The following is a 25,308-nucleotide window of genomic DNA, read 5'->3' on the forward strand; positions in this document are numbered from 1 at the left end:
ATTTTAATTTTAATGAAAGAACGTTATCCGGCGAGAAAAATCAGGCCTGAGGTAATTAATCACTCAGGCTAAATATGATCATTATTCGTTTACATCTTTCTAGTAATCACTTAATCTTCTCTCTCAATTATCATGGCGATTCCTTGTCCGCCTCCAATACAAGCAGTAATGAGAGCGTGTCTTTCACCTCTACGTTTTAATTCATACGTAGCTTTTGTCACAAGAATGGCACCCGTTGCGCCAAGAGGGTGACCATGGGCGATGGCTCCTCCATTTACATTCAATTTATCTTGATCAAAGGACAGTTCCCGATCACAAGCAAGCACTTGGGAAGCAAAAGCTTCATTCAACTCAATAATGTCCATATCATCAAGACTCATTCCAGACTTCTCCATTACTTTCTTTGTAGCAGGCACTGGTCCAATTCCCATAATATTCGGATCTACTCCAGCAACTGCTGAAGAGCGAATCGTCGCAAGCGGGGCGAGTCCTAATTCGTCAGCTGTAGACCGTGACATGACAACAAGCGCGGACGCTGCATCATTAAGTCCTGAGCTACTTCCTGCAGTCACCGTTCCGTTCTTTGCAAAAGCTGGGGGTAATTTGGATAACACTTCCAACGTCGTATTTGGTCTAGGATGTTCATCTTTATCAAATATAACCGGTTTCCCTCTTCTTACCGGGACCTGAATCGGAATAATCTGCTCGTCAAAATAGCCTTCTTCAGTTGCATGTGCCATCCGCTGTTGGCTACGAAGAGCATACTTATCTTGCTCTTCTCTTGTGATGTTATATTTTTCAACTAAGTTCTCAGCTGTAATTCCCATCGGTGGATCTCCGATTTCTTTTGGAGATAATTGAGACTTTCTAAAGTTCGGCGGGACTGAGCTATATGCTCGCTCTGGTCGATCCATCAGGTATGGTGCTCTGCTCATTGCTTCTACTCCACCAGCAATATAAACGTCACCTGCACCAGACTGAATTGCTTGGGCTGCAAGAGCGACTGCATTAATTCCCGAACCACATTGACGATCAATCGTCAATCCTGGTAAGTTGACTGAAAGACCTGTCTGTAATGCAGTAAGCCTTGCAATATTCCCTCCTCCGCTCAGTACATTTCCTAAAATCACATCATCGATTCTCTCTGGTTCAATGTTTGCCCGCTTAATCGCTTCTTTCATCACCTCCGCACCATAAACATGGCCTGGCACCGTTGCTAGGGCTCCCCCTTGCCTGGCAATCGGTGTGCGAACTGCTGATACGATTACTGCCTCTCTCTCCATTCCAATTCCTCCACCTTTTTAAGTCGTTTTTAAAAATCGAATACTACCTTTCATCACGTCTTTATTATCTTGGTTGACTACTCTAACTTTGAAGTTAACATGTTCTTCTGTTTGCTCTTCCACTACTGCTTGCAGCGTGAGTACGTCTCCGAGGAATACCATCCCAGAAAATCGGATCTTAAAATCCTGAATAAAACCTTCTTCATAAAAAGGGGTAAACAGTTTTGTCAGATTCCCCATCGTCCACATACCATGTGCAATGATGCCTGGCAGTCCAGCTTTCTTTGCCTCATCATCAATTGTATGTATCGGATTGAAGTCCCCGGATGAACCTGAATATTTGATTAAATCCATTCTTGTTACAGGTTCAAGCTCTGCCTCCAACTTATCTCCAATTGTCAGCTTCGTCACTCGTCCTATCATACCTTCATCGCCTCCCGTACAGCTTCTGTAATAATAACAGTAGAGCCTTCAATGAAAATAACATTTCCTTTGATATCTTCTCCATATCTTTTTGTAACAAGAAATCCCATCAGTCCATTGTTTCCAGTCTTCTCAAAATAATCTTCTACACCTGTATAGCAATATACAGTCTCTCCAACAAGCAACGGGCGATTATAATGATAGGTTTGTTCTCCATGGATCAATCCTTTTTCCGGCAAGTTCAAACCAGGTATCAAGCCAAAATCAAATGTACGTGGATAAGTTGGTGGTGCAATATTATTTCCATACTTCGAATTCTTTCCAGTTTCTTCATCAATATAGAGTGGATGCAAGTCTCCAATCGATTCTGCAAATCGTTTGACCCATCCTCTTTCTACATAGTTTTTTATTCTTTTAGATTTTTTTCCCACCACATCTTTATACACTCTTTCTTCTCCCCCTTCTTGTATTTTTATTTAATTTAACGGTCCTCCCGCAACATACATCACTTGTCCGTTTACAAAGGATGACCGCTCATCCGCAAAGAAGGCAACTGCATTTGCAATATCTTCTGGTTTCCCGCTTTTTGCTACAGGGATATTTTTCACTCGCTCATTAACAAATTGATCAAAAGGAACCCCGACTCTTTCTGCAGTTGCTTTTGTCATTTCTGTCTCGATAAATCCTGGTGCTACTGAATTAGTCGTGATCCCAAACTTACCAAGCTCAATTGCCAACGTCTTCGTAAATCCTTGTAAACCAGCTTTTGCCGCTGCATAGTTTGCCTGACCTCTATTTCCTAATGCAGATGAGGATGAAATATTGATGATACGCCCATAATTCTGTTTAACCATCTGTTTTTGTGCTGCCCGAGCAGTATTGAATGAACCTTTTAAATGTACATCCATTACTTGCAACCAATCATCATCCGTCATTTTAAAAAGGAGATTATCTCGGATGATTCCAGCATTATTTACTAAAATATCTAGTCTTCCATATTTAGAAACAATATCTTGGACTGCATTTTCTACTTCTGCCGAATTTGTAACATCCGCCTTCTTCACCCAAAGTTCCAAGCCTTGATCACTAAAGTCTTTCTGCGTCTCTTGTAAAGCCTCTTCATTAATATCAATTACTGCAACATTCGCTCCTTCTTCAGCAAAGCGAAGGGCTACCCCTTTACCGATTCCACGGCTTCCACCAGTAATAAGTGCTACTTTTCCTTCAAAATTTTTTGTCATGTTTTATTCTCCTCTGATTATTAAATATATTCTCCAAGTTTTACATTTCCTTTGAGTAAGTTTCTTGAAATAATGAGTCTTTGAATCTCGTCTGTACCATCATAAATTCTCCAAAGTCTCGCTTCACGGTACCATCTTTCAATCGGCAACTCTCTTGTATAACCCATTCCACCATGGATTTGTAAGACCCGGTCAATAACGTTATTTCCTATATTTGCACCATATAATTTTGCCATTGATGCTAAATGACGATTATCTGCTCCTTGATCTAACGTAAATGCTGCATTTAGTACAAGCCATTTTGCAGCTTCAATCTCCACAGCAGAATCAGCAATTTTCCATTGGATCGCTTGTCTGTCAGCAATCGGCCTTCCGAATGTTTCTCGTTCATTTGCATAATCAATCGCCATTTGCAGCAATCGCTCCGCAGAACCTACACCTCGTGCACCGACAATCCACCTTGCAAAGCCGATCCATTCGAGCCCTAAGTTGTATCCCTTATGTAGCTCTCCTAAGATGTTTTCCTCTGGGACACGAACATTTTCAAAGATTAAACTAGCTGGACCCCATTCTCCCATTGTATGAATGTATTCTGATTTCCAACCCATATCCCGGTCAGCAATAAAACAAGTAACCCCTTCTCTTCCTTTCGACTTTTCATGAAGTTCTTTATCAGTTATTGCAATAACCATCGTGAAATCGGCTTCATTTCCACCCGTAATGAACGTTTTCTCTCCATTTAAAACCCATTCACTTCCATCTTTGACTGCTGTCATTTTAATATTTCTTGTATCAGATCCTGCACCAGGCTCGGTTATAGAAAAACATGATTTCTTTTCTCCATTAATAGTTGGAATCAAATATTTTTCCTTTTGTTCTTTATTCCCATAATAAAGAATATTATCAGCGGAACCACCAAATTTAAAAGGAACAAATGTCTTTGAAACTTCCATTGTTACAATTGCTTGCATCATTTGTCCAAGGTCTGCTCCACCATACTCTTCAGGAGTATTGATTCCCCAAAAGCCCGCCTCTTTCGCCTTCTGTGTAAGCTCTTCTTGTTTTTCCTTTGGAAGACTTGGCTTACCTTCTATCTCGTTGCGAAGGACTTCATTCTCTAATGGGATTAATTCCTTTTCCACAAACTTACGAATCGTTTCTTGTACCATCTTCTGTTCATCTGTTAATCGTAAATACATTGATTTTCCTCCAATTAAAATTAATGAATCATAAATATTTGTCTTTCCCCCTATAAGGAGCTTCCACCGTCAACACGTAAAACTGTTCCTGTAACAAAATCACTTGCTTGGGATGCTAGATAAATCGCGGCACCTTTCAACATATGTTCATCCCCAATTTTTCTTAATGGAATCGTAGCTAATACATCTTCCTCCTTTGCTTCCAATGTTCCTTTCGTCATCTTCGTCCGAAACATTCCAGGAGCAATCGCATTTACATAAATATGATGCCTAGCCCATTTCATCGCTAAATCTTTTGTAAAATGAATAACTGCCGCTTTACTTGTCGTATATCCGATTGTATTTGTCACCTCAGGAGGTCTCACGGTTAAGCCTGCTGCAGAAGCAATATTAATGATTTTCCCATATTGGCGTTCTATCATATGCTTGCCCACCTCTTTCGACACCAGAAAGGTACCAGTGACATTCACATCGATGACTTTTTCCCACGCTTCCAAAGGCATTTCTTCCACCGATGCGCCCCAGGTTGCTCCACTATTATTAATTAAAATATCAATTTTCCCGAATTCCTGAATAACTTCTTGGACTACTTCTTTCACTTGACCTTCATCTGTTACATTCAACATATAACCCTTTGTTTTTACACTATAACGGTCAGCTAATTCTTCTGCTGCCTTCTCACAATTTTCCTTTTTCCGGGAACAAAGCGCTACATTACACCCCATTTCTGCGTAAACCTCTGCAATTTGTTTCCCGAGCCCTCGCCCACCACCTGTAACCAATGCAACTTTACCAGTTAGATCAAATAATTCTTGTAAGGTCACTATCGATACACTCCTTTCTTTTATATTTAAGGGAACAAACTTTAAAAAACGTGTTTATAAAGCTAATAGATTGTGAATTCACCTACTTATACCGAGGTATCGTTAACTGTTTCGGACTCCAAAAGTTGAGAAAGTAATCATGTCTTTATTTTGAATAAACCGTTGATGTACGTTTATCTTAAAAGCTTAAATGTCCCAATACCTTTAGCTAATAAATTGCCTTTCTCATCTATAAGTTCTCCTTCAGCTGTAACAATCCGGTAACCTAATTTACTCACCTTTCCGGTTGCAAATATCTCTCCAGTCACAGAGGGGGTTAAATAATTCGTATTCAAATTAATTGTCGTACACCCTGTTTTCGTCATGGACCTTATCGTCATTCCCATAATGGCATCAAGCATGGTAGCATGCACCCCACCATGCAGTGTACGATTTGCATTAAAATGCTTTTCTTGGATAGGCAACTTAATTTTCACTTTCCCTTCTTCCATATAGACAACTTCAAACCCAATAAGTGTAAAAAAAGGGCTTGCTTCAAAACTTTCTTTAATCATCTTTAGCTCTTTCTCCATCTCAAGCCCCCCTATTTAAATGGATAATAATTCCTAAAAATCATTCTCAATCAAAATAGCCATTCCTTGCCCACCACCAGCACATAGTGTTGCGATTCCATATTTCTTTTGACATTTGATTAACTCATGTAAAAGCGTAACAATAATCCGGGAACCGCTGGAACCAACAGGATGCCCAAGCGCAATCGCCCCACCATTTACATTTACCTTATCTTTATCAATCCCTAGCTCTCGAATTACCGCAAGAGATTGAGATGCAAAGGCTTCATTTAACTCGAACAAATCAATTTCATGGAGTTCTTTATTCGTTCTTTCCAACAATTTCTTTACTGCAGGAATAGGACCAATCCCCATAATTTCTGGTGATACGCCAGCTACTGCCCAGTCTACAATTCGTACTAAGGGCTTTAACCCAAGCTCCTCTGCAGCTGATTCTTTCATAAGCACTAGAGCAGATGATCCATCATTTCTACCACAAGCATTGCCTGCAGTAACTGTACCGTTTTTCTTAAATACCGGTTTTAGCTTCGATAGCTTTTCAATTGAACTATTTGGACGCGGATGCTCATCCTCTTCAAAGATAAATGTTCGTTTACGCTCTTTCACCTCTACTGGAACGATTTCATCTTTGAATCTTCCTTCGTTAATTGCCCGATGCGCTCGCTCTTGACTTTCAAGAGCAAATGCATCCTGGTCTTCCCGAGAAATCTGATATCTTTCTGCCACGTTCTCTGCGGTCACTCCCATTCCAAGGTTTTCTCCATAAATTTCTGGAGGTTGTTGACCGGCTTCCGTATTTCCATCCACTAGAGTTGGTCTGTCTCCCCCGAATCTAGCATTTCTAAGATATAACGGGGAGCGGCTCATGCTTTCTGTCCCACCAGCAACGACAATTTCCGCATGCTCGAATAAGATTTGTTGTACCCCTGAAGCAACCGCTTGCATTCCAGAAGCACAAAGACGGTTCGTAGTAAAAGCGATTGCTTCCTCTGGTACTCCTGCACGCAAAGCTGCCACTCTAGCAACGTTAGATGCTTCCGTCGACTGACGTACTTCCCCCATAATGATCTCATCCACCTGGTTTGGTGATAGACCTGCGCGATGAATCGCTTCTTTAATAGCGATCGATGCAAGATGTCCAGAACTAATGTCCTTTAAAGCCCCCCCATAAGCTCCAACTGGAGTTCTTACTGCGCTAACAATAACAACTTTTTCACTCATTTCTTATATCCCCCTTGACTACTCGTATATTTTTCTTTTAATACCCTTTTTAAAATTTTGCCAACTGTATTTCTTGGAAGCACATCAATCACTTCAAATTGCTTCGGTACTTTATATGGTGTTAGATTGCGATAACAAAACCCTTTTATATCTTCTCTATCGATGTTTTTCCCTTTCTTTGCAACCAGATAAGCTTTCACAATTTCTCCTTGTTCCTTATCGGGAACTCCAACGACAGCACATTCGTGGATATCGGGATGTTCATAGAGAACATTTTCAATCTCTTGAGGGTATACGTTGAATCCCCCATTTATAATCATTTCTTTTTTTCTGCCTACAATATAAAAGTAACCATCCTCATCCTGCTTCGCCAAATCTCCTGTATAAAGCCAACCATCTTTTAATGCTTGTTTTGTCTCTTCCTTACTTTTCCAATATCCTTTCATAATTTGTGGTCCCTTGATGACGAGTTCACCTACCGTTCCAATCGGAAGTTCTACATGGTCCTCTCCTATGATTTTACAATCCGTGTTCGGAAACGGAATTCCAATGCTGCCAATTTTACGGATCCCTTTCGCTGGATTTCGGTGGGTTGAAGGAGAAGCCTCAGATAATCCGAAACCTTCTCCAATTTCGACTCCAGTAATCTGTTCAAATTTCCGAATAACCTCTACTGGAAGTGGCGCTGAACCACAAGAACAGAATTTCAGGCTATCTAGCCCATAATCTTCCACGTTGTCAAAATTAACAAATGCGTTATACATGCGCGGAACACCAGGGAAAAATGTTGGCTGGTACCTCTTGACAATTTCTAGTACTTGTTTTACTTTAAAATTTTTAATTAATAAAATCGTAGCACCGATATAAATTCCAAGATTCATCGCACTAGTCATAGCATATACATGGTATAGTGGTGTTGCGGTAAGAATGGTTTCCTCACCAAACTTCATTTCTTCCCCATACATTCCGTGACTTTGAAGCACATTTGCAACGAGGTTATAATGAGTGAGCATTGCTCCTTTAATCGTCCCCATTGTCCCTCCCGTATACTGGATGACTGCCACTTCCTCTTTTGCATCAACGAGTTCTGTTTCTTTTAGCGGAACATTCGAGGCAATGAGATGGTTCACATTTCCAAGCATTTCGCCAGATGAATCATTAATGAACAGATGCTTTAATTTATAAATATCTATTACTTTATCGACCGTTTTCATTGCTTCCTTCTCCGCTACGAGCGCTATTGGTTCTGCATCCGTTAATATCTGCAGTAACTCTCTTGTTGTATAACGAGGATTAATTTGTACAACAATTAATCCAAGCTTCATTGCAGCATAATAGGAAATAACATATACCGGATCGTTACCAACCATTAAACCGATTCGCTCACCTTTTCTAAGACCTAGATTTCTCCAAGCCCCAGCAAGCCGATCTACTCTATCTTTTAGTTCTTTATACGTTATTCCTTTGTCATCATGAATAATAGCCGTTTGATTGCCATATTGTTTAGTTGTATTTTCTAAAAAGGAATACACAGATATCTCAGGAATCTCCAGTTCTTTAACTTGCGTATATGCTTTATACCATCTTCGATCTTTCAAATGACTCACTCAGAATTCCTCCTCTTAAATAAAGTATTATTCCAACACATCCATTTCTTCATAATATTTTCTTGCTCCAGGATGCAGGTCTTCAGGATCAATTCCGTTCAGTGCGGTATCTAAGCTGAAATCCTTCGCGCGTTCAGGAACTTGTTGTTCAAAGTACTCCAAATTCTCCCAGAATATTTTCGTGAGGTGATAGACATACTCATCATCTAAATCCGCTCGAACGGTAAGCATTGTTTCAATTACATATGTTGGAATGTCTTCATCTATTCCATCATAGGTCCCTCCTGGTAACGCTCCAGCAGTAATCCCGCGCCCTTGTGCTTCAAGACTTTCGAGCATATCCCCATCAATTTCGATCACGTTGATCGGGTTTGTTACTTCCATCTCTTGTAGTGCCGGAACATATGGGGCACCGCCTGCTAGCAGTACATCCACATTATTATCCTTTAACATGGAAGCACCGTCAGAATAGTTCCCATAGGAAGTCTTTCCTCCCGCCTCTTCAACAGACTTCTCATCATACCCATACTCTTCCATCATCTGCCAGAAAGCTACTGGACCTCCTCCACCTTGTGGTCCGAGAAAAATGTGTTTATCTAAAATATCTTCAATACGATTGATTGAATCATTGTTTCTAGTAGTCGCAAGTGTTTGATAAACAGGATACAAGGTTCCAATAGCTGCGATTTCTTCCAGTGGCTTATCAAAACCAGGCCCACCTTCCAGTGCTGCATTGAAATCTGTTGTATAGTTTAATGCCATTTGTATATCTCCAACTTCAAGCGAATTCAAATTGGCAGTTGACCCACCTTCTTGTTGAGTAGCATTTAGATTATTAAATTCACCCGCATACAAGTCCGTCATAGCTGTTGTGATAGGAAACCAACCAGACCCCATTGGACCAGAACCAATCGTTAAAAACTTGTCCGGAGCATCTAACTTATCACCAGAATCTCCTGACGACTCATTTCCACCACACGCCGCCAGTAATAAAAGAAAGAGTATTATTAAAATATTCCACACCATTTTTTTCATCATTTTCACCTAGCCTTCGCTAATTTATTTTCCTTCGAATCTTCAAGACTCGCGTTCTTTCTTTTCTGTAAAATATAGATAGCAACGACAATCGCAACTCCTATTAAGTCTCCAATCAGTCCTGGGATGACAAGTAGTACAGCTCCTGCAAAGATAGCAATCCGTTTTACCATCCCAAGGCGACCAAAGAAATAATCCTCTAATCCCGCTGCAAATAGGATACAGCTAAGGAATGCAGTAATAATTGCTAATGTCATCTCCAACGAAGTCCCACCCTGCATCAAAAGGATCGGATTATAAACAAAGATGAATGGAATAAAGAATCCTCCCAATCCAATTCTTATCGAGTATACAGCGGTCATGAGTGGATTCGAACCTGCTATTCCAGCGGTTGTGTATGCAGTAATTGCAACTGGTGGTGTTAGACCAGACATAACGCCAAAGTAAAATACAAACATATGAGCAGCAACTTCATTTACACCAAGTTGAATGAGTGCCGGAGCAGCTAATACCGCCAAAATAACGTACGCAGAAACGGTCGGCATTCCCATCCCCATAATGATGGAAGCAACACCAACCAGGACTAAGAGTAAGAATAAATTACCTCCAGCCAAATCAATGACGAATCGTGAAAATGTAATCCCTAGTCCAGTAATTGAAACTGCCCCAACAATAATTCCAGCAGTTGCACAAGCAGCAATTACCGCTAAAGCACTCCTTGCCCCACTTTCTAAGGCAGATAAAATGTCAAGTATATTCATCCTTGTTGCTTTTCGAATCCAGCTTAAAAGCACCGCTATAAGAATCCCATAAAATCCTGCCATCATTGGACTATATCCGTATACCATGAGAGCGATGATAATTAAAATCGGTAAGAACAGATAGCCTTGGTGTAGTAACACTTTACCCACCCTAGGTAGTTCTTCTTTCGGAATTCCAGCCATCTTTAACCGTTTCGCATGATAATAAACAACCATTCCAGCAATGAAAAAGTAGATAATAGCTGGAACTAACCCATATAGAGCAAGCTTTATATATGGAATCCCAAGCGTCTCTGCCATTATGAACACAGATGCACCCATAATCGGAGGCATGATTTGTCCACCTTGTGAGGCAACTGCTTCTACAGAGGCAGCGAAACGTTTGCTGTACCCTAGTTTCTTCATTAACGGTATTGTAAATGCACCTGTAATAGCCGCATTCGCTGCCCCGTTTCCTGTAATCGTTCCTACAAGTGCACTGGAACCAACGGCTGATAGGGCTGGACCACCGGTTTTATTTCCAAGAGCTCCAAAAGCAAAATCGGTAAAGAATTGTCCTCCACCTGACCGCATTAAGAATGAACCGAAGATGACAAATAAGATTAATACGGTTGAACTTACATAAATCGGTTCACTAAAAATACCGAGTGTACCACTAAACATGTGATCGACCATTTTTTCATATCTTACCCCTGGATGAGCAAGTGCTCCAGGGAAGTATTGACCAAACAGAATATAACCTAAGAAAAATGCACCAATTGCAGCCATGAGAATACCATTCGTTCTTCGAGTAGCTTCCAATACCAATGCAATAAACATCGTTCCAAAAATAGCATCCGTTGAACTAATATTCCCTTGTCTACTTTGAATACCTTCTGCATCAACCATCATATAGCCTGCTGTTACTAACGCTAGGGCAATAATTAATAAATCGATTGCCCCAAACTTTTTCCCCTTCCGAAACGGAAACAAAAGAAAGATGAGGATAAGTGCCCAAAGCACATGAATACTTCGATGTTGCCAGGAAGATAATGTTCCAAACCCAGCCGTATAGACATGGAATACCGAAAGTCCGATTGCAAGGAGTGAAATAATAGTGATAAGAATTCTTGACTTATTCCATTTCTCTTTTCTCGAGTACCACAGTTCCTCAATGTATGCTGGTTTCTCTTTTACTGTGGTATCTATTTTTTGTACCGTTACTGTTTCAGCCATGATTAAGTCACCGCCAATCTTTTGATTTTTTAAATGAAAGCAATATTCCATCAATCACTAAATAAATAAACTTCTTTGTTACCGCTTACAAATGAATCACGATTTAATTTTCCACCAATATTCGTCGAGCAATAATTAAGCGCTGAATCTCATTTGTTCCTTCATATATCTTAGTAATCCTCGCATCACGATAAAAACGTTCAACCGGAAATTCTCCAATATAACCAATACCACCGTGAATTTGCACCGCTTTATCCGCTACCTTATTAAAGACTTCGGAAGCATAAAGTTTAGCCATTGCTGCCTCTTTAATTACTTTCTTTCCTCCATCTATTTTTTCTGCAGCCATCATTGTCAATGTTCTAGCGGCTTCCGTTTCTGTTGCCATATCTGCCAGCATCCACTGAATGGCTTGATTGTTTGCAATTGGTTCACCAAACTGAACTCTTTCTTTTGCATAACTTGCCGAAAGCTCAACCAATTTATCACAAGACCCAACTGCTCGAGCGGCTAGCCCAACACGTCCTTCTCCAAGAATTTTTAAAGCATTGATGTATCCCAGCCCAACTTCTCCAATTACGTTTTCCTCTGGTACGATACAATTTTCAAAAATAACTTGAGCAGTATAAGACCCACGAAGTCCCATCTTCTTGTCTTTTTTTCCGATGATCAATCCCGGGAAATCTCTTTCAACAAGAAATGCTGTAATCCCGCCTTTAGCCCCCCTCTCTTTATCCGTTACAGCAAATACCGTGAAGATATCAGCAACAGGAGCATTGGTAATAAAGTGTTTTGTCCCGTTTAGGACCCAATTCCCTCCATTCTTTTCTGCATATGTTGAAAGATTAGTAGCATCTGATCCTGCTCCTGGTTCAGATAGTGCAAAAGCTGCAATTTTATTCCCTTGAGCCATCTCTGGAAGATATTTTTGTTTTAAATTTTCAGATCCAAGCTTTACAATTCCAGTACTTCCGATTCCTGTATGTGCACTAATTAAAGAAACATAGCCATTATGAGTTCTTCCAAGCTGCTCCAAAATAATTGTTTTCCCAACTGCATTTAACCCAATTCCACCATACTCCTCTGGAATGCTCATACCGAATAGTCCAAGACCTTTTGCTTTGTCAATAAGATGTTGAGGGATTGCATCTTCATCTTCAATCTGCTGTGCATATGGTTCGACTTCATTGTCAACGAAGCTTTTAATCATCACTTTCATTTGCAGTAGTTCATCTGTTACTGTAACCGTCATATTTGCTTCCTCCCTAAATTGTCATAAATTCTTCTCATTATATACAAGCAAATAACATGCCAACTTCCATTAAAAAAATAGCAAGGATTTATCAAACCCTTACTATTACGCATAAAAAATAATTTTAAATTAATCAAAGAACGAAATAATTTAGAATTTAAATGAAATTAATTGTTTTATCGATTCAATATTGAATTAAATAATTCATTATTGAATCATTTTGTTACTCTTTATCTATTCCTCTTCTTTCTTTTCATTTGAGATTACTTGATTCAGATGGTTTAAAATACTATAGGACATTTGGAGAGTTGGGACCTTCACTTCTAACTCCCTCGCTTTCCTTACTACATATCCACAAATCGCCTCTACTTCCATCGGCTTTCCATTTAAGCGGTCTTGGAGCATTGATGGGTTGTGCGCTCTTGCGCGTTCCCCACCAGCAAAGATAGCGGTGACTGTCTCTTCTCTATCTAATTTGATTCCTGTACGAATCGCGACTTCAATGGCTTCTTGACAAATGAATTCAGCAGTTTTCCTTAACTCTTCATTATCTAAAATGTCACCGACTCTCGCTGTAGAAATGGCGGAAAGTGGATTAAATGTAATATTCCAAAGTAACTTTTTCCACTTTCTCGCAAGGATATTCCTGCTATGCTTTGCATCAATCCCAGCGTTTTGAAAAATAGAAACAAGCTCCGAACACTTTTCTGTTGATGAATAATTTAACTCTCCAATCACTAGTTTTACTCTTCCATCCTGCTTAATAACACCAGGCTGTTCAACAGCAGCTTGAATATAAGTCGCACATGAAAAGGTTCGTTCTTTTCCAAAAATTTGAGTTAGAACCATTTCATTGTCTACTCCGTTTTGTAATGTTAACACATTTGCTTCTTCACTTAAAATAGGCAATAACTCTTTCGCCATTTGTTCTGTATCGTTTGATTTGATGCAGAAAAGAATGAGTTCACAATCCAACAAGTCTTGTAAATCATCACTAAATCTACCATTCACCGAGAGGCTTGTCGTTCCTCTTTTAATAAGTAAGCCATCCCTTTGCATTGCTTTAAGGTGTGGTCCTCTTGCTATAAACGTTACTTGATTCCCGGCTCTTTGTAATAACAATCCAAAAAAACCGCCAACAGCACCTGCGCCAACAACACCAATTTTCATAAAGTACCTCCTTAACTTCTATTATTCAAATTGATATTATATTTCTTCAACTTTCTTACAATCGTTGATTGGCTAGAACCTAGCGCCTCTGCCATATCATAGGTACTAGAATATCTTTCAGCAGCTAAAGTTATCACTTTCTTTTCTGCCAGTTCTACAGCCTCTTTCAATGAAATCAAACTGCTTGATCCATAATCATTACTCGTCAAATATTCAGAAGGTAATTTATCTACCGTAATTATTTCTTCTCGCGTCGTCACAACGAGTCGCTCGATTAAATTAGAGAGTTCCCTTATATTTCCTGGCCAATTATAAGTAAGAAAGAAGTCTTTTAAACTATAATCCAACTCTTTTTGAAGATTATATTTTTCGTTCATCTCTCCCAAGAATAGATGGATCAATGGAAGTATATCATCTTTCCTTTCCCTAATTGGTGGGATTTGAAGGGGAATAACATTCAAACGGTAATAAAGGTCTTCTCTAAATTCTCCAAGTTGAACCATTTGTTTCAAGTTACGATTGGTCGCCGTAATGATTCGGATATCAATCTTTTTCGGTTTCGTTCCACCAATTCTCTGAATCTCTCCCTCTTGAATGACTCGCAACAGTTTTACTTGTAGGTGTAAAGGAAGTTCCCCTATTTCATCTAGGAAAATGGTTCCTTTATCCGCTAGTTCAAACATCCCCTCTTTCCCTTTTCTGCTAGCACCTGTGAAAGCACCCTCTTCATATCCGAAGAGCTCAGATTCGAGTAGTTCACCCGGAATGGCTCCACAATTAACTTTAATTATTTCCCCTTGCTTTACCCGATAACTATTGTCATGAATATAGTTGGCAAGCACATCTTTTCCAACCCCTGTTTCTCCAAGAATAAGAATGGTCGCATCAATATTTGCAATTCGCTTTGCTGTGTCATAAATTCGCTTCATTGCCTCACTTTTTGTAATAATACCTTTTGTTACATCCGCCTTATTTTTTAGGCGGTTCAATTCTTTTTTATATTGATCATTAAGCTTGTTCACCTTCACTAGTTCAGACTGCAACTCATATAAATCGGAAAGATCTCTAATATTAGTAACGACCTTAATTATTTCTCCCTCATCATTATAGACAGGGCTACCTGTGAGAAGTGTCTCGTTCCCTGTATAATTTTTCTGTACAAGGGAAATCGTTCGTTTATGCTCTAGCACCTTATGTGTTACAGAATTCTGGAGTATTCCTCTTTTCATCAGTGCTTGTACATTTTTTCCAAGATAATATTCTTGCGGAATTCCAGTAATCCGTTCAATCGCAGAGTTTGTTTTCAAGGTGAAACCATCTTTATCCGTGATGTATATTGCGTCATAGGAGTTTTCAATAATTGCATCCAGTTCTCCAGTCAAGCTCTTTAACTCTTCATTTTCTCTTAGAATGCTGTTCAGTTCGTTTGTTTCTACTCCAATATACAATGTTTCATCACATTCACTGTAAGCACTTTCAAAAAAGACAAACATTCGCTCATCATATTTAGCTTGAACAAATATGGATGCCTCTGTAGTTTTCCAAAGAGAAAGTACTTCAGATAAAGGTAGCCCGATTACTTCATCTTTTCTTGCGATGAATTCCAAATTCCAAGTAATAACCCGTCTTTCACTATCTAATACGATATATAGAAGTGTCGTTGTTTCAAGTAAACGATTATATAATACCTGTTTCATCTAATCACTCCTACTAGTATTTATTGAAAGAAAATTTAGACTTAATTGCAATGCTACTATAAAAAGTGATTTTTTTAAAGATGAAATTAATAAATCGTCATATTTGTGTTTATTTTATTTTAAAATATAGTGTAAAACACACATAAAATAAATGATATTTTTGCAAATAAAACGCTATCTATCATTCAATATAAATAATTCAGGACAAACAAGAAGAAGGTGACCAATAAATGGCTTTGTCCTGATGGTGGTGAACTTGAGAAAGTACACCGCAAATAATCCTGAACTAGTGACAGATGGTGATAAAAATTTATCAAAAAAGGATCCAAACAAAATTTTTATTGCTTGGATCCTTTTTAATTATTGTTTTTGACTAGTTATGTCCCAGCCTCTTCTTGTTAATTTAAATCATAAAGTAAGCTAGATGCCTAGGGTGTTTGTAATTAATTAATTGCTTAATGTTTCTTTTTCCTTCATTCTTTCATCCATCCGTTTCCGATCACGTTCAAGGATGGGTTTCAAGTATTTACCTGTGTAGGATTTATCTGATTTCCGGGCGATGTCTTCAGGTGTTCCAGTCGCAATAACCTTCCCGCCACCTGCTCCACCTTCAGGGCCTAAGTCGATAATATGGTCGGCAGTTTTAATGACATCGAGATTATGTTCGATGATAAGTACAGTATCACCATTTTCAACAAGGCGATGAAGCACCGTCAATAATCGTTTAATATCATCCGTGTGAAGACCTGTTGTCGGTTCGTCCAGTATATACAAGGATTTCCCGTTTGAACGTTTATGGAGTTCACTTGCAAGCTTCACGCGTTGAGCTTCCCCGCCGGATAAAGTCGTTGCAGGTTGACCCAGTCTAATATAACCAAGGCCGACGTCATAGATTGTCTCGATTTTACGCTTAATTTTAGGAATTGCGCTGAAGAATTCACGTGCTTCTTCTACTCGCATATCCAAAACATCAGCAATACTTTTACCTTTATATTTCACTTCTAGCGTCTCACGGTTATAACGCTGTCCATGACAGACCTCACACGGGACGTAAACATCCGGGAGAAAATGCATTTCAATTTTAATAATCCCGTCACCCTTACATGCTTCACAGCGGCCACCTTTCACATTAAAGCTGAACCGTCCTTTTTTATAACCACGGATTTTCGCTTCGTTCGTCTGGGCAAATACATCACGGATATCATCGAATACACCTGTATAGGTTGCCGGATTTGAACGAGGGGTTCGTCCAATCGGTGACTGATCGATTTCGATGATTTTATCTAGATATTCGATGCCTTTAATTTCTTTATGCTTACCGGGTTTCCGTAAACGAGCACGGTAAAGCTTTGTGGACAAGGCTTTATAGATTATTTCATTTACGAGGGTACTTTTGCCCGACCCCGAAACACCTGTCACTACATTGAATAATCCGATTGGAATTTTCGCGTTTACTTTTTTCAAGTTATTTTCTTCGGCGCCAATGACTTCTATATAACGATCATCCGGTTTCCGCCTTGTTGCCGGTAACGGAATGAATTCTTTACCAGCCAAATATCTGCCAGTTAGGGATTCATCATCATTCATCACATTTTCCGGAGTATCACTTGCGATAATCTCACCGCCATGTTCACCTGCACCTGGACCAATATCAATGAGCCAATCCGCTGCAAGCATTGTATCTTCATCATGCTCAACGACAATTAACGTATTATCAAGGTCACGCATTTTTTTCAATGATTCAATCAACTTGTCATTATCACGCTGATGCAAGCCAATAGATGGTTCGTCTAATACATAAAGAACGCCTGTTAAAGCGGAACCGATCTGCGTTGCAAGACGGATTCGCTGTGCTTCTCCACCAGAAAGTGTTCCTGCTGAACGGGAAAGTGTTAAATAATCCAGCCCGACATTATTTAAAAAGCTTAGCCGATTCTCAATTTCTTTAAGGACGAGTTTAGCAATCTGTTGTTCTTTTTCAGAGAGCTTCAGATCTTTAATGAAATTCATTGCCTCCACAACAGAATACTCGGTGATCTTGCTAATATGTTTACCGTCAATGAGAACAGATAACGCTTCTTTTTTCAGGCGGTGTCCTTTACAAGTCTTACAATTGTTTACCGCCATATATTTCTCCAATGTCTCTCTTGTAAAGTCAGATGACGTTTCATGGTACCGGCGGTTGATGTTATTCATCACACCTTCAAAGATAATATCCACGTCACGGACTTTTCCGAAGTCATTTTTGAAATAAAAACGAATTTTCTCTTTGCCGCTCCCATATAAAATGATGTCCATTTGTTTTTTCGGGATATCTTTAACCGGAATATCCATTGCTATACCGTAATGGTCACACACACTCTTTAAAAGCTGAGGGTAGTATTGGGAGCTAATGGGCTTCCAAGGTACAATCGCATGCTCCTCAAGTGTTAAATCCCAGTCAGGGATCACAAGGTCTAGGTCAACTTCAAGTTTCGTACCAAGTCCATCACAAGTTGGACAAGCTCCGAACGGACTATTAAAGGAAAATAGTCTAGGCTCAATTTCTCCAATGGAAAATCCGCAAATCGGACACGAGTGATCTTCACTGAATATGAGTTCTTCCTCACCGATCACATCAACAATTATCCGCCCCTCACCTAACCGGAGCCCCGTTTCAATCGAGTCTGCAAGCCTGCCTTCAATGTCCGGTTTAACGACAATTCGGTCGATGACTACTTCGATTGAATGTTTCTTATTCTTCTCAAGACTAATATCTTCATGGATTTCCCGCATCTCGCCGTCAATTCGCAGGCGAACATAACCTTCTTGACGGAGCTTCTCTAATACCTTGACATGCTCTCCCTTTCTTCCAGAAACAACAGGAGCAAGAATCTGCATTCTCGTCCGTTCTGGATATTCCATCACGCGGTCGACCATCTGTTGAACCGTTTGTGAAGTGATTTCAATACCGTGAATCGGACATGTTGGATGTCCTACTCGCGCATATAACAATCGTAAATAATCATAAATTTCTGTTACAGTTGCAACGGTTGATCTCGGGTTGTTACTCGTCGTTTTCTGGTCAATTGAAATCGCCGGTGATAAGCCTTCAATCACATCTACATCCGGTTTATTCGTTTGACCTAGAAACATTCTGGCATAGGCGGACAATGACTCGACATAGCGTCTTTGTCCTTCTGCATAGATCGTATCAAAGGCGAGAGAGGATTTCCCTGAACCGGATAGACCTGTGACGACGACCAATTTATTTTTCGGTATCGTCACATCTATCCCTTTTAAGTTATGCTCTCTCGCTCCTTGTACTACAATTTGTTTTTTCTCTGGCATGTACATGCTCATCCTTCCGCTTTAAGTTCGAAAACAATATCACGAAGCTCTGCCGCTTTTTCAAAATCAAGCGCTTTTGCTGCTTCCCGCATTTCCTTCTCGAGTTGTTCGATAACTTGCGGGCGATTCTTCTTCGTAACTTTGGCAAAGCTAGTAATTTTCTTCTCTTCTGTTTCTTCATCCGCTGCTTCAATCGTTGCTTTTATGACATCGCGAATATCTTTTTTGATTGTTTTTGGTGTAATTCCATGTTTTTCATTATAGGCAATCTGGATTTGCCGTCTACGATTTGTTTCATCTAATGCCTTCTGCATCGAATCCGTAATCTTGTCGGCATACATAATAACTTCCCCATTTTCATTACGGGCAGCACGGCCAATCGTTTGAATAAGGGAACGTTCGGAGCGCAGGAAGCCCTCTTTATCCGCATCCAGAATAACGACAAGCGAAACTTCCGGTATATCTAATCCTTCCCGAAGTAGGTTGATTCCAATCAAAACATCATATTTTCCAACCCGTAAATCGCGAATAACTTCAATTCGCTCGAGGGTTTTAATTTCTGAATGTAAGTAGGCTACTTTTATACCAAGCTCCTTCAGATAGTCGGTTAAATCCTCTGACATTTTCTTCGTTAGTGTTGTGACCAGGACTCGTTCATTCCTTTCGGTCCGTTCATTGATTTCTTCAATCAGGTCATCAATTTGCCCTTCGATAGGACGTACTTCAATTTTCGGATCAAGTAATCCCGTCGGTCGGATAATTTGTTCCGTCATTTCCGGAGAATGCTCCAGTTCATAGGGACCTGGTGTTGCTGATACATAAATGAGTTGATTCGTCTTCTCTTCGAATTCTTCAAAACGAAGTGGCCGGTTATCGAGTGCTGATGGTAGCCGGAAACCGTGATCCACAAGCACTTGCTTTCTCGCCTGGTCTCCATTATACATCCCCCGAATTTGCGGTAATGTAACATGGGACTCATCGATAACGACTAAAAAGTCATCTGGAAAATAATCAAGCAATGTATACGGGGTCGCTCCAGCCTCTCTTAATGTTAGATGCCGGGAATAGTTCTCGATTCCGGAACAAAAACCCATCTCACGCATCATTTCAAGATCATAATTCGTCCGCTGCTCAATCCGCTGCGCTTCCAGCAGTTTATTTTCCGAACGTAATACTTTCAAGCGTTCTTCCAACTCTTTTTCGATGTTCTGGATTGCTTTTTTCATAATATCTTCGCGGGTAACGAAGTGGGATGCCGGGAAAATTGCCACGTGTTCCCTATCACCGATAATTTCGCCGGTTAGGGCATCCACCTCACGAATTCGATCGATTTCATCACCAAAAAATTCAATCCGGATACAATGCTCTTCCCTGGATGCAGGAATAATTTCCACCGAATCACCACGAACTCGGAACGTCCCCCGCTGGAATTCGATATCATTTCTTGCATATTGTATATCTACTAGATCCCGTAATAACTGGTCACGGTCCTTCTCCATCCCCATTCGTAAGGAAAGGACTTGACTACCATATTCTTCTGGACTACCGAGACCATAAATACAGGATACACTGGCAACAATAAGTACATCCTCGCGCTCAAACAGAGCCGAGGTTGCGGAGTGCCGGAGTTTATCTATTTCATCGTTCACACTTGCATCTTTTTCAATGAAAGTGTCTGTTGATGGTACATAAGCTTCTGGCTGATAATAGTCATAATAACTGACAAAATATTCTACTGCGTTATTTGGGAAAAACTCTTTAAACTCACTATATAGTTGACCCGCTAAGGTTTTATTATGAGCAATTACTAATGTCGGACGGTTGATTTCCTTTACCACGTTCGATACGGTAAATGTTTTCCCTGTTCCAGTTGCACCAAGTAGTGTTTGGTGTCTTTGACCTGCCAAAACCTTTTGCACAAGTTCGTCGATTGCTTGTGGCTGATCACCAGCCGGTTCATAATTCGATACGAGTTCAAACTTATTATTCACGAGTTCTGCCTCCCTAAATATCTAGTAACTATTTTACCACAAACGGATGAAATAATTAAAGAAAAACGAACGTCCATTCGTTTGATATTTTAAAAATCAATGACGAAAATGCATAATCACTCATTTTATTTGGCTTATAATTAAGAAACATGAACGGAAACCTTCTTTCCCGCTTTCACACCTTCAATTTCCGCAGGCCGCTAGCGAGCCTTTCTTATGAATCTTTACTGTTTAGAGGGTTGCTTCTCGTTACAAAACAAAGACTTTGTGCAGCTGTTAAACAAACTACACAAAGTCTTTATTTTAATAAAAATTTATCGGGTGAACAGATTTCTAATATCTTACCATTTGTATGGTTGATTATTCTGTTACTTCGATTACACCAACCGCGCCTTTCGTTGCGTGATTGAATTGATGGGTAACAAAACTGTATATCCCGGCTTCTTTCACCTGAAATTCGACGATTGCGCCTCCGCTTGCGGGAAGCATCACAGTTTGCATTCCTTTTAGATGGTTTGCAGGATGTCCATCCATATAGACGGCTTCCAAAATTGTGCCAATGACGTGGAACGAGCTTACTTCATTCGGTCCAACATTATTCAAGTAAAAACGAATCTTATCTCCCACTTGTGCTTGAAGCGGCTCATCTTTTAATGCGGTTGTCGTACCGTTCGTATTCGGCTGACCCCCACCTTCTAGTTCTTTAGAGGAGAAAACAACTTGAGATGGAAGACCATTTGTCATATCGTCAAGGTCATTGTATTTGTACCATTCGTTTTGAATGATGACATACTCTTGGTCAACCTCGTCATCAGTTGGGTAGCCATCTTTTGGCTTAACAATGATAACACCATGCATTCCATTTGCAATATGGGAAAGAACCGGGTCTGTACCACAGTGATACATAAATACTCCTGGACTTGACGCTTTGTAAACAAATGTTCCTTTTTCATTTGGGGAGATGTCAGCAAAACCTTTATCTGGAGCAGTATGAACTGCATGCAAATCTATGCTGTGTGGAATCGCCGGATCGATATTATCTAGTGTAAAATGTATCGTGTCCCCTTCTTCAATAACTACTAACGGTCCCGGAGCCTCACCATTGAATGTCCATGCTTTATAAATCTCGCCTGGCGCAATTTCAATGTCTGTAATTTGTGAAGTCATTTCAACATAAACATCTGTACCGTCGCGTTCAACTTTTAACGGAACAGGTTCTTGGTTTAAATCTTGGTGTGGTTTAATAATTTCCGCTTCAACCGTTTCTTCTGTCTGTACAGCCTGAGCGGCATTTTCACCCAATTCCGTTTCAGCTAAATCTTGACCACAAGCAGATAACAACATCGCACTAGCAACAAATCCGATACCGAATAAATAACTCACTCTTCTCATCATTTTAATCACCTCATGTTTTTTATGTGATTGAAGTCTATCAGCCATATGAATTACTGTTTATTTGTTATCTGCTTGACCGATAGCACATCTTCATCTCTATTTAAAGTATAGGATAATTCGCTCAATCAATATGTGATTTCGGTCACTTATTTTAATTTGTTTGTGAACGTTTTATGTCACCTCAAACATTGAAATTAAAAGGGTTTACCCTATAATCACCTTGTAAATATCACAAACTAAAATAGGGTGTATTTGTAATTCAATTCACAATAAAAGAAGAGACTTTAGGACTGGGTTACGCTGATATTTGTCAATGAGAACACAATTCATTAAACTGTAATTAATAGATATAAGGGGGATGGATATGAAGGAGTTTACGCATTTCGATGAGCAAGGCAGAGCCAGGATGGTCGATATAACAGAAAAGCAGGCAACCAATCGTACAGCAACAGCAAGATCTAGTGTGAAGATGTCTCAGGAGATCTATAACAATATTGTGGAACAGAAGAATAAAAAAGGAGATGTCCTTGGCGTTGCAGAAGTTGCCGGCATCATGGGGACGAAGCAAACATCCAACTTGATTCCAATGTGTCATCCGATTCCAATCAGTGGTGTTTCTATTCAGTTTGAATGGAATCGATCGGAGTCAGGAGACTATGAATTAATTATTCTAGCGGAAGTAAAAACAATCGGCAATACCGGCGTGGAAATGGAAGCACTAACTGCCGTTACGACAGCCGCCTTAACTATCTATGATATGTGTAAGGCAATCGATAAAGGAATTGTAATCGGAGAAACCTATCTGCTCCAAAAAAGCGGCGGAAAAAGCGGAGATTACAAGCGGAAGTCTTGATACTCTGCTTGTAATCTCAGCTTAAATCCTTTTTCAGTTCATGAACGCCATGTGCGATTTCTGGTAGGATAAGTTTCTCCATCGCTAGTCGGACGGCTCCTGTTGAACCAGGTATAATGAAGACGAGACGGTGATTAATGGATCCGCATGTCGCTCGGGACAACATACTTGCACTTCCAATATCCTCTTCGTAACTAATCATCCGGAACAATTCGCCAAATCCCGGCAATTCCTTTGCAAAAAGAGGCTGCACCGCTTCAATCGTCACATCCCTGGCAGCAATTCCAGTACCTCCATTTAGTATAACCGCATCTACCGACTGATTTTTAACTAGTAATTTCATTGTTGCTTTAATGACTTCCGCATCATCCGGTACAATTTCATAACAAGTAACCTCATGTTTATCATTATTCAATAAATCAATAATCAGTTTTCCACTTTTATCATTTTGCTTATCTCGTGTGTCACTAATTGTTAACACTGCGCAATTAATGAAATTCGGCGCAAGTGTTTTATGCTCTTCATGCATCACTAATCCCTCGATCCCTCATCGAATATGGCTATTATAGTCCTCTAACCGATTTATGTTAATAAAAGGCAATTCATCAGAAAACGGCACATATTTCACGTCCGCTTCATCTAGCAGTGCACGCATATGCAATCTATCCGTTTCGAGCAATATCTTGATTCGTTGTTTAAGTGTATGATGATAAAGTCCAATCAATGGTTGCAGTCTTTCATTAACAACTGGAATTACCGCTTGTACTCCCTTTCTTTCCGTTAGTAATCGCTCGAAAACTTCCTTTGCCATAAACGGGACATCTGTTGGTATAACCGCATACCAACAAGCTTTTTTCTCTTGCATTGCAGTATATAGCCCAGCAAGCGGACCTTTCCCGGCAAACTTTTCCATATCGGTAACAATCTCCACTTCCAATTCTGGTGGAAACTTTCCTTCCAGGTCTTGATTTGTAATAAGAATCGTATCATCAACAACTGGTGTAATCGCATCAAGCGACCACTGGAAAAATGCTTTGTTATCTTTCACTGCAAACGATTTGGGACTTCCGAATCTACGTGATTTCCCACCTGCTAAAATTACGCCAACAATAGTTCCCATCACCATGCCATTTAACCACCACTGACCGGAGGAATGAAAGCAACGGTATCACCTGACGTAATCGCGTCATCTTCCTTTGCATATTCTTCATTAATAGCCGTCATCACGTCATGTAAATTCAACTGTGGATAATTTGTTTTAAGTTTTTCTTTCAATTGCTGGACAGTGATATTTTGTACTGGAATATCCAGATTCGACTTCCCAGTTGTTTCCTGTAATTCAGCAAATAGTAATACTTTAATCAAGTCACATCCTCCTTCATATCACAACGTATTACAAAAATGGTAGCACATGACTAATCGCACTGCAAATAAGGGTCGATCCCGCGCACACGGTCAGGACGTGTATAAATATTCATCCGGTCGCCCCGCAAAAATCCAATAACCGTTATTCCAAGTTCATCAGCTAGTTTCACAGCAAGATCTGTAACAGCGGATTTGGACAAAATAATCCCGATTCCCATTTTTGAAATTTTTAGTAATACTTCTGATGAGACTCTCCCACTGAAGACAACAAGTTTTCCCCTTGCAGGAATGTTACCTTGGAGCATGGCCCCAAATACTTTATCAAGCGCATTATGCCTGCCAATATCTGTGCGGGTGAACAATAAATCAGTTGGTGTTGCAAGCGCCGCATTATGGACGCCTCCAGTCCGTTCAAATTCAGGTGAGCTATTCATCAACCCTTTCATCAATTGCATGCACTGATCAACCGTTACTTCAAGCTCGCTAGTTATCGTCTTCGCTACCCGGGCATCACTTTTAAAATAAAACTGGCGGCTTTTCCCGCAACAAGATCCAATTATACGGCTGGAGTGATCAAATTGATCCGGTTGCACTGGTTTATGGAGTGCGATATGGGAGAAACCTGTATACACATCAACTTGGATCTCTTTTATTTCAGCAGCTGTACGGATGACCCCTTCCGAAGCAAGAAATCCAACGACTAAATCTTCCAGTTGACCTGGAGAACAAACAATCGTCGCAAACTCATGACCATCCAGCATCAAGGTTAAGGGAAACTCTGCCGCTATTGCTTCCGACACATTTTCTTGATGGGTTCCCTTAATCTTAATCGTCTTCCACCCCGGTTCATCGACAATGCTCATCGGAATCCCTC

At 40.0% G+C, this 25,308-nt stretch carries 22 protein-coding genes; 1 reads left to right on the top strand and 21 read right to left on the bottom strand.

The features are described 5' to 3' along the window. Positions 1-110: 110 nt before the first annotated feature. From WKU33_RS06530 to WKU33_RS06610, 17 genes are all read right to left on the bottom strand, one after another. Positions 111-1,283: a thiolase family protein gene (locus WKU33_RS06530; RefSeq protein ID WP_340453787.1), complete on the bottom strand. Its 1,173-nt coding sequence runs from the start codon at positions 1,281-1,283 to the stop codon at positions 111-113. An 18-nt stretch (positions 1,284-1,301) separates the two neighbouring features. Next, positions 1,302-1,706, bottom strand: coding sequence for a MaoC/PaaZ C-terminal domain-containing protein (locus tag WKU33_RS06535; RefSeq protein ID WP_445321682.1), 405 nt, complete (start codon positions 1,704-1,706; stop codon positions 1,302-1,304). Beyond that, the gene (locus tag WKU33_RS06540; protein WP_445321686.1) at positions 1,703-2,140 is read right to left on the bottom strand and encodes a MaoC family dehydratase N-terminal domain-containing protein; all 438 of its coding nucleotides are present in this window, start codon (positions 2,138-2,140) and stop codon (positions 1,703-1,705) included. The genes WKU33_RS06535 and WKU33_RS06540 overlap by 4 nt, the downstream gene beginning before the upstream one ends. Before the next feature lie 42 nt (positions 2,141-2,182). Then, positions 2,183-2,947 carry an SDR family oxidoreductase gene (locus WKU33_RS06545; protein ID WP_340453791.1) on the bottom strand — a complete coding sequence of 255 codons (765 nt, stop codon included), beginning with the start codon at positions 2,945-2,947 and terminating at the stop codon, positions 2,183-2,185. Positions 2,948-2,967: 20 nt separating this feature from the next. Further along, complete coding sequence (locus WKU33_RS06550) at positions 2,968-4,146, bottom strand: acyl-CoA dehydrogenase family protein (RefSeq protein WP_340453793.1); 1,179 nt, start codon at positions 4,144-4,146, stop codon at positions 2,968-2,970. A 50-nt stretch (positions 4,147-4,196) separates the two neighbouring features. After that, on the bottom strand, positions 4,197-4,970 hold the full coding sequence (locus WKU33_RS06555; protein ID WP_340453795.1) for an SDR family oxidoreductase: 774 nt from the start codon (positions 4,968-4,970) through the stop codon (positions 4,197-4,199). Between the two features lie 173 nt (positions 4,971-5,143). Continuing rightward, positions 5,144-5,542: a PaaI family thioesterase gene (locus WKU33_RS06560; RefSeq protein ID WP_340453797.1), complete on the bottom strand. Its 399-nt coding sequence runs from the start codon at positions 5,540-5,542 to the stop codon at positions 5,144-5,146. A 33-nt stretch (positions 5,543-5,575) separates the two neighbouring features. Further along, a complete protein-coding gene (locus WKU33_RS06565; RefSeq protein WP_340453799.1) occupies positions 5,576-6,763 on the bottom strand; it encodes a thiolase family protein in 1,188 nt (395 codons plus the stop codon). Beyond that, a complete protein-coding gene (locus WKU33_RS06570) occupies positions 6,760-8,370 on the bottom strand; it encodes a long-chain-fatty-acid--CoA ligase (protein WP_340453802.1) in 1,611 nt (536 codons plus the stop codon). The genes WKU33_RS06565 and WKU33_RS06570 overlap by 4 nt, the downstream gene beginning before the upstream one ends. Before the next feature lie 27 nt (positions 8,371-8,397). Continuing rightward, complete coding sequence (locus tag WKU33_RS06575) at positions 8,398-9,408, bottom strand: TAXI family TRAP transporter solute-binding subunit (protein ID WP_340453804.1); 1,011 nt, start codon at positions 9,406-9,408, stop codon at positions 8,398-8,400. A 2-nt stretch (positions 9,409-9,410) separates the two neighbouring features. After that, positions 9,411-11,432 carry a TRAP transporter permease gene (locus WKU33_RS06580; protein WP_340453806.1) on the bottom strand — a complete coding sequence of 674 codons (2,022 nt, stop codon included), beginning with the start codon at positions 11,430-11,432 and terminating at the stop codon, positions 9,411-9,413. A 52-nt stretch (positions 11,433-11,484) separates the two neighbouring features. After that, positions 11,485-12,633 (bottom strand): acyl-CoA dehydrogenase family protein, encoded by a 1,149-nt coding sequence (locus WKU33_RS06585; RefSeq protein ID WP_340453808.1) that lies wholly within the window; start codon positions 12,631-12,633, stop codon positions 11,485-11,487. 234 nt (positions 12,634-12,867) lie between these two features. Next, entirely contained in the window at positions 12,868-13,803 is a 936-nt protein-coding gene (locus tag WKU33_RS06590) for a ketopantoate reductase family protein (RefSeq protein WP_340453810.1), read from the bottom strand. Positions 13,804-13,814: 11 nt separating this feature from the next. Continuing rightward, a complete protein-coding gene (locus WKU33_RS06595; protein WP_340453813.1) occupies positions 13,815-15,500 on the bottom strand; it encodes a sigma-54 interaction domain-containing protein in 1,686 nt (561 codons plus the stop codon). Between the two features lie 447 nt (positions 15,501-15,947). Next, positions 15,948-18,830: an excinuclease ABC subunit UvrA gene (gene uvrA / locus WKU33_RS06600; protein WP_340453815.1), complete on the bottom strand. Its 2,883-nt coding sequence runs from the start codon at positions 18,828-18,830 to the stop codon at positions 15,948-15,950. Between the two features lie 8 nt (positions 18,831-18,838). Next, entirely contained in the window at positions 18,839-20,821 is a 1,983-nt protein-coding gene (gene uvrB / locus WKU33_RS06605; RefSeq protein WP_340453817.1) for an excinuclease ABC subunit UvrB, read from the bottom strand. Between the two features lie 360 nt (positions 20,822-21,181). Further along, positions 21,182-22,216 carry a multicopper oxidase domain-containing protein gene (locus WKU33_RS06610; RefSeq protein ID WP_445321683.1) on the bottom strand — a complete coding sequence of 345 codons (1,035 nt, stop codon included), beginning with the start codon at positions 22,214-22,216 and terminating at the stop codon, positions 21,182-21,184. Positions 22,217-22,580: 364 nt separating this feature from the next. Between WKU33_RS06610 and moaC the strand changes: the two genes are divergently transcribed. After that, positions 22,581-23,069 carry a cyclic pyranopterin monophosphate synthase MoaC gene (gene moaC, locus WKU33_RS06615; protein WP_340453819.1) on the top strand — a complete coding sequence of 163 codons (489 nt, stop codon included), beginning with the start codon at positions 22,581-22,583 and terminating at the stop codon, positions 23,067-23,069. A 16-nt stretch (positions 23,070-23,085) separates the two neighbouring features. Here the strand turns inward: moaC and WKU33_RS06620 are convergent, their stop codons facing one another. From WKU33_RS06620 to fdhD, 4 genes are read right to left on the bottom strand one after another with little or no spacing between them, the layout of a single operon-like run. Continuing rightward, positions 23,086-23,598, bottom strand: a complete 513-nt coding sequence (locus tag WKU33_RS06620) for a MogA/MoaB family molybdenum cofactor biosynthesis protein (protein ID WP_445321684.1) — start codon at positions 23,596-23,598, stop codon at positions 23,086-23,088. 18 nt (positions 23,599-23,616) lie between these two features. Next, positions 23,617-24,195: a molybdenum cofactor guanylyltransferase gene (locus tag WKU33_RS06625; protein ID WP_340453823.1), complete on the bottom strand. Its 579-nt coding sequence runs from the start codon at positions 24,193-24,195 to the stop codon at positions 23,617-23,619. Positions 24,196-24,200: 5 nt separating this feature from the next. Continuing rightward, on the bottom strand, positions 24,201-24,434 hold the full coding sequence (gene moaD / locus WKU33_RS06630; RefSeq protein ID WP_340453825.1) for a molybdopterin converting factor subunit 1: 234 nt from the start codon (positions 24,432-24,434) through the stop codon (positions 24,201-24,203). A gap of 50 nt (positions 24,435-24,484) precedes the next feature. Next, positions 24,485-25,297 (bottom strand): formate dehydrogenase accessory sulfurtransferase FdhD, encoded by an 813-nt coding sequence (gene fdhD / locus WKU33_RS06635; protein WP_340453826.1) that lies wholly within the window; start codon positions 25,295-25,297, stop codon positions 24,485-24,487. Positions 25,298-25,308: the final 11 nt, after the last annotated feature.

It is taken from the genome of Oceanobacillus sp. HCA-5259 (genome assembly GCF_037892815.1).
Lineage (GTDB): Bacteria > Bacillota > Bacilli > Bacillales > Amphibacillaceae > Oceanobacillus > Oceanobacillus indicireducens.

What these genes read in the sequence shown, in the direction of transcription:
- WKU33_RS06530 (WP_340453787.1), bottom strand. Translation starts at nt 1,283, where the DNA reads ATGGAGAGAGAGGCAGTAATCGTATCAGCAGTTCGCACACCGATTGCC.
- WKU33_RS06535 (WP_445321682.1), bottom strand. Translation starts at nt 1,706, where the DNA reads ATGATAGGACGAGTGACGAAGCTGACAATTGGAGATAAGTTGGAGGCA.
- WKU33_RS06545 (WP_340453791.1), bottom strand. Translation starts at nt 2,947, where the DNA reads ATGACAAAAAATTTTGAAGGAAAAGTAGCACTTATTACTGGTGGAAGC.
- WKU33_RS06550 (WP_340453793.1), bottom strand. Translation starts at nt 4,146, where the DNA reads ATGTATTTACGATTAACAGATGAACAGAAGATGGTACAAGAAACGATT.
- WKU33_RS06560 (WP_340453797.1), bottom strand. Translation starts at nt 5,542, where the DNA reads ATGGAGAAAGAGCTAAAGATGATTAAAGAAAGTTTTGAAGCAAGCCCT.
- WKU33_RS06565 (WP_340453799.1), bottom strand. Translation starts at nt 6,763, where the DNA reads ATGAGTGAAAAAGTTGTTATTGTTAGCGCAGTAAGAACTCCAGTTGGA.
- WKU33_RS06575 (WP_340453804.1), bottom strand. Translation starts at nt 9,408, where the DNA reads ATGATGAAAAAAATGGTGTGGAATATTTTAATAATACTCTTTCTTTTA.
- WKU33_RS06580 (WP_340453806.1), bottom strand. Translation starts at nt 11,432, where the DNA reads ATGGAATATTGCTTTCATTTAAAAAATCAAAAGATTGGCGGTGACTTA.
- WKU33_RS06585 (WP_340453808.1), bottom strand. Translation starts at nt 12,633, where the DNA reads ATGACGGTTACAGTAACAGATGAACTACTGCAAATGAAAGTGATGATT.
- WKU33_RS06590 (WP_340453810.1), bottom strand. Translation starts at nt 13,803, where the DNA reads ATGAAAATTGGTGTTGTTGGCGCAGGTGCTGTTGGCGGTTTTTTTGGA.
- WKU33_RS06595 (WP_340453813.1), bottom strand. Translation starts at nt 15,500, where the DNA reads ATGAAACAGGTATTATATAATCGTTTACTTGAAACAACGACACTTCTA.
- uvrA (WP_340453815.1), bottom strand. Translation starts at nt 18,830, where the DNA reads ATGCCAGAGAAAAAACAAATTGTAGTACAAGGAGCGAGAGAGCATAAC.
- WKU33_RS06610 (WP_445321683.1), bottom strand. Translation starts at nt 22,216, where the DNA reads ATGATGAGAAGAGTGAGTTATTTATTCGGTATCGGATTTGTTGCTAGT.
- moaC (WP_340453819.1), top strand. Translation starts at nt 22,581, where the DNA reads ATGAAGGAGTTTACGCATTTCGATGAGCAAGGCAGAGCCAGGATGGTC.
- WKU33_RS06620 (WP_445321684.1), bottom strand. Translation starts at nt 23,598, where the DNA reads ATGCATGAAGAGCATAAAACACTTGCGCCGAATTTCATTAATTGCGCA.
- WKU33_RS06625 (WP_340453823.1), bottom strand. Translation starts at nt 24,195, where the DNA reads ATGGTGATGGGAACTATTGTTGGCGTAATTTTAGCAGGTGGGAAATCA.
- fdhD (WP_340453826.1), bottom strand. Translation starts at nt 25,297, where the DNA reads ATGAGCATTGTCGATGAACCGGGGTGGAAGACGATTAAGATTAAGGGA.